Annotated in this window: 5 protein-coding genes; 4 read left to right on the top strand and 1 reads right to left on the bottom strand. The window is 73.1% G+C overall.

Going from position 1 to position 4,716, the window contains the following annotated elements; translation table 11 throughout:
* Positions 1-232 precede the first annotated feature (232 nt).
* The 3 genes from O3Q52_RS49040 to O3Q52_RS49050 all read left to right on the top strand — a co-directional run bounded on the left by O3Q52_RS49040 (position 233) and on the right by O3Q52_RS49050 (position 3,001).
* Positions 233-1,135, top strand: a complete 903-nt coding sequence (locus O3Q52_RS49040; protein WP_269654920.1) for an alpha/beta fold hydrolase — start codon at positions 233-235, stop codon at positions 1,133-1,135.
* A 102-nt stretch (positions 1,136-1,237) separates the two neighbouring features.
* On the top strand, positions 1,238-2,254 hold the full coding sequence (locus O3Q52_RS49045; RefSeq protein WP_269654921.1) for an NAD(P)-dependent oxidoreductase: 1,017 nt from the start codon (positions 1,238-1,240) through the stop codon (positions 2,252-2,254).
* A 99-nt stretch (positions 2,255-2,353) separates the two neighbouring features.
* On the top strand, positions 2,354-3,001 hold the full coding sequence (locus tag O3Q52_RS49050) for an HAD-IA family hydrolase (RefSeq protein WP_269654922.1): 648 nt from the start codon (positions 2,354-2,356) through the stop codon (positions 2,999-3,001).
* 54 nt (positions 3,002-3,055) lie between these two features.
* Here the strand turns inward: O3Q52_RS49050 and O3Q52_RS49055 are convergent, their stop codons facing one another.
* Positions 3,056-3,889 carry a phytanoyl-CoA dioxygenase family protein gene (locus O3Q52_RS49055; protein WP_269654923.1) on the bottom strand — a complete coding sequence of 278 codons (834 nt, stop codon included), beginning with the start codon at positions 3,887-3,889 and terminating at the stop codon, positions 3,056-3,058.
* Between the two features lie 64 nt (positions 3,890-3,953).
* Here O3Q52_RS49055 and O3Q52_RS49060 point away from each other — a divergent pair.
* Positions 3,954-4,716: AraC family ligand binding domain-containing protein (locus O3Q52_RS49060; RefSeq protein ID WP_269654924.1), on the top strand; the 763-nt coding region annotated here is incomplete at its 3' end.

Consider the following 4,716-nt stretch of genomic DNA (forward strand, 5'->3'; position numbering starts at 1 on the left):
GGTGGGGGTTGCGGCCGGCGGTCGGGTGCGGCGCCGCACCCCGCCCCGTCAGGGGCGCGGGGAACCGCGCGAGCACCCCATGACGGTCGGCAGCCGACAATGGGCGTGGGCCACCGCCTTCTTGGGGGCGCGGGGAACTGCGCGAGCAACCCCCACCCACCCGCACCCGACGACGACAAGGCCGGCCACCCCGCAGCAGCGCCGGCCCGCGCGGACGTTCTAGTGTTTGATCATGATCCGAGACCACGTCACCCTCGCCGTCCACGACCACGGCGGCGAGGGAACCCCGCTCCTGCTGCTGCACGGCGCCGGCCGTACTCTCGCGGACTGGGCCGCCGTAGCCCCGCTCCTCGCCCGCCACCACCGGGTGCTGGCCGTGGACCTGCGGGGCCACGGATTCTCGCCGGACGGAACGTGGGGCATCGCCGAGGTGCTCGCGGACATCGAGGCGGTCCTGGACGCGCACGGCATTCCCGAGGCGCTCCCCGTCGGCCACTCGCTCGGCGGGATGCTCGCCGTCCGGTACGCCCTCGACCACCCGGGAATCACTCCGGGCGCGGTGAACCTGGACGGATACGGGTGGGGGAGGCCCGGCCAGTACGCGGGTCTCGATCGGGCGTATGTCGAGGAACGGCTCGCTCAGGTACGGGAGTTGGCCGCGACGGTCGCGGGCCAGGTCGTTCCCCCGGGCGGGCTCAAGGACCTGCTCGCCCAGCAGAGGGCGATGTCCGTGCAACTGGGCATCCCGTACGAGCTGTTGGAGGCGGGCGTCCGGCGCTCCGTCCACGAACGCGCCGACGGCCAGCTGGAGTTGCGGCCCGGGCGGGAGCACGCCCTGGAGATGCTCGCAGAGATCGAATCGCTCGACCTCTTCGCGCTCTTCCGCCGCATGGACCGGCCCCTGCTGCTCGGCCGCGCGCTGCGGCCGGTCCCGGCGATCCCGGGCCTCGACTGGTTCGACGAACTGATGGCGGCCTACGCGAAGGGACTCGCCCGGGACCTCGCCGAACTGGCCGACGGGCGTGCCGAGGTGACCGTCGCCGACATCGACGGCACCCACGCGATGCTGCTGGAGAATCCGCGCCCGGTCGCCGACGCGATCCTGGGCTTCGCAGCGGGGCTCTCCGTCGACTGACCGGGTGCTCGGCCATGGTGCCGTGCCGACAGCGTCGGGCTACCGTTTGGTGAGGCCGACGCCAGTGCCTGTACGAGAACCGTGACGGAGGCAAGGAGAGCCGTGAGCACCCCGCACAAGCCGCTCGTGATCCTGCAAGCCGACCCGCATCCCAAGGAACGCATCTTCACCCCGGACGCACTGGCCCGGCTCGACGACCGCTTCACCGTCGTGGAACCGGACACCGAGGAAGCCTTCGACAAGGCGCTGCCAGACGCGTTCGCCGTCGTCGGACAGCCCGATCTGCCGGCCGAACGCCTCGCCCGGGCAGGCGAGTTGAGGGCCCTGCTCAACGTCGAGGGCAACTTCTTCCCGAACGTCGACTACGAAGGGTGCTTCCGGCGCGGCATCCACGTCCTGGGCTGCGGACCGGCCTACGCCCAGGCCGTCGCCGAGTACGCCCTCGGGCTCGCGCTCGACCTGGCGCGCGGCATCAGCCGAGAGGACCGCGCCTTCCGCGCCGGACGCGAACGGTACGTGTCCGACGGCAACACCGACGCCGTACTGCTGCGCGGCGCGGACGTAGGCCTGATCGGATTCGGGAACCTCGGCCGCAGCCTCCACCCGCTCCTGGCGCCCTTCCGTCCCACCCTGCGCGTCTACGACCCGTGGCTGCCGGCCGCCGTCCTGCGCGAGCAGGGTCTCGTCCCGGCCACCCTCGACGAGACCCTGACCCGCAGCCGGTTCGTCTTCGTCCTGGCGACCGTCACGGACGACAGCCGTCATCTGCTCGGTGAGCGTGAGCTGGGACTGCTGCCCGACGGCGCGCGGCTCGTGCTGGTCAGCAGAGCGCCCGTCGTGGACTTCCCGGCGCTGCTCGCGCGGGTCGCAGAGGGCAGGCTCCTCGCGGGCGTCGACGTCTGGCCCGACGAACCCGTCGCCGCCGACGACCCGTCCCGCGAACTGGATGGACTGGTCCTCTCCGCCCATCGCGCGGGCGGTATCCCGGAGGCCTTCCTGACCATCGGCGACATGGTCGTCGATGACCTGACCCTGCTGGCCCAGGGGCTGCCGCCCGCCCGGATGCAGACCGCCGCGCGGGAGCTCGTCGGCCGCTACCGCAACCGTCCCGTCAGCTGAGGGGCCCGGCCCTGCTGTGCTTTCCCGGCGGCCGCCCCGCCCCCGGGAAGGCAGGTCGGCCGACGTGCCCGGGAAACCGCCCCTGTGAGGTGCATTTCAGTGAACATCCCCTGCGAGGGCCTGCTGTTCGACAACGACGGCGTGCTGGTCGACTCCGACCTCGGCGTCGACCAGGCATGGAGCAAGTGGGCACGCGCCCGCGGTCTCTCCGCCGACCGGGTCACCGCGATGGTGCACGGCCGGCGCTCCGCCGACACTGTCGCGCTGCTCGTGTCCGACCCCGGGGAACGGCCGGCCGCCCTCGCCGAGATCGACCGCCTGGAGATCGAGGCGGCGGCCACCACGACCGCACTGCCCGGCGCCCTCGACCTGCTGACGAGCCTGCCGCAGGGCAGCTGGGCCGTGGTGACCTCCGGAGTGAACGCGCTCGCCCGGGCCCGTATCGCCGCCGCGGGCCTGCCCCTGCCGCCCGTCCTCATCACCGCGGACGACGTCAGCCACGGCAAACCCGCCCCCGACGGCTATCTCGCGGCCGCCGGGAAACTGGGCACGGACCCGGCACGCACGGTCGTCTCCGAGGACAGCGCGGCCGGTGCCACGGCGGGCGCCGCGGCCGGGGCGTACGTCATCGGCGTCGGGCCGCGCGGTCTGGACACCGACGCCCCCGTCGTCGTACGGGATCTGCGCGGGCTGACCTGGCGCGACGGTGTACTCGACCTGGGCGCGGCGGAGTTGCTGCGCTCCTGACCCGGTGGGACCCCGAGCCGAGTGGATCCCGAGACCGGTGGGAGCTCGACAGACTCAGTGCGGGCCCGCCGGTTCGAACTCCGTGCCGCACGGGCCCGCGCCCTCGCTCTCCCGCAGTGGGACCGGGTCCCCGCTCATCGTCAGGGTGGGGTAGTGGCGGCCGATGCGCTCGGCGGAGCGGCCGACGTAGTGGCCGATGTACGAGCGGCGGAAGCGGTCGGCGCTGTGGTTGGGCTGGGAGCCGTGCACCAGGCTGCCGTTGAAGAACAGGACGTCCCCCGGTTCCATGTCGACCGGAACGGGGGCCAGTCCGGGCGGCGGCGGGACGTACTCGCGGGCGAACGACAGTCCCTCGTCGGCCTCTTCGGGGCAGAACACGTCCATGCGGTGGGTGCCCGGGACCACTTCGAGGCCGCCGTTCTCCCGGTCGATCGCGTCGCAGGCGATCCAGGCGGCCACACAGGTGCCCGGCTCCACCCGCAGATAGAAGTTGTCCTGGTGCAGGGCCTGGCCGCGGGCGCCCGGCGGCTTGAAGTAGAACATGCTCTGCGCCGCCAGCACCTCCTCACCCAGCAGCAGTTCGAGGATGTTCCGCAACCGGGGTTCGAGGAGGTGGCGCAGCGCCAGGTCGTTGATGCGGTGCGGGTTCATGACCCGGGGGTAGGCGTGCAGCGGGTCCGCCGGGCCCGTCGTTTCGGTCGCGCGGGGTTCGAAATGCCCGGGAACCGGTCCGCGGGCGTGCAGCGCGGCGAACTCGGCGCACAGCGCGTCGATCTCGGCCGGGGCGAACAGCCCGCGCGCCACGGTGAAGCCGTCCTCCTCGAAGCGCCGCACGACGTCCCCGCCCGCGCCCGCCTCTGTTGTCGCATCCCTGTCCGTGACTGTCATGCGACCGTCCCTTCGCGTCGGTGTCCTGTATGCCTCACGCTAGGCAGAAGCGCCTTCCGGGAGGATGCCTGTGGATGCTGTCCAGTTGCCTGAGTCTGCTGTCCCGTCCCCGCCGCCCGGCCTGGTGACGGTCGGCCGTTTCGACCAGCGCCCCGGCTACAGCATCAGCCGGCCGGGCGGCGCCGACAGCTGGCTCTTCGTCTGGACCACCGGCGGTGAGGGCCGGCTCGCCCAGGGCGCCGAGGAGGCGGGGGCGGGCGCGGGAGACCTCGTCGTCCTCGGCCCGGACCTGCCCCACCACTACGCGGTCGCACCGGGCGCGGGGCACTGGGCGTTCTGGTGGGTGCACTGCCAGGCACGGCCGACCTGGACGGAGTGGCTGCGGCCGTACGCGCTCGGGGACCGGCTGTACGCCGTCACACCGGTCCCGGACGGCGTGCGGGGACGACTGGATTCGGCGTTCCGGCGGATGCTCGCGGACGCCCGCTGGACCGGGGCGGGGGCCCCGCCAGAGGAAAGGCCCGAGGAAGAGCTCGACGGGGAGCCCGAGGACGGCCGGGTCGCCGTGGCCCACGGAACCGCCGCCCGCGAGCTCACCCTCTGCTCCCTGGAATCCGCCGTCCTGCTCGCCACCGCTACGGCGCACGGGGAACCCGACCGGTCCGGCCTCGACGCACGGATCCGGCAGTCCGAGGCGCTCATCGCGGCCGACCCGGGCGCCCCGCACACCGTGGAATCGCTGGCCGCGGGGGTCTCGGTCCACATCGCGCCGGGGAGGACGACATCGGCGTACGCGTTGGTCTCGGTCTCGGCGAAGACGTCCTGCG

Origin of the sequence: Streptomyces sp. ActVer (assembly GCF_027270795.1) — a bacterium.
Lineage (GTDB): Bacteria > Actinomycetota > Actinomycetes > Streptomycetales > Streptomycetaceae > Streptomyces > Streptomyces umbrinus_A.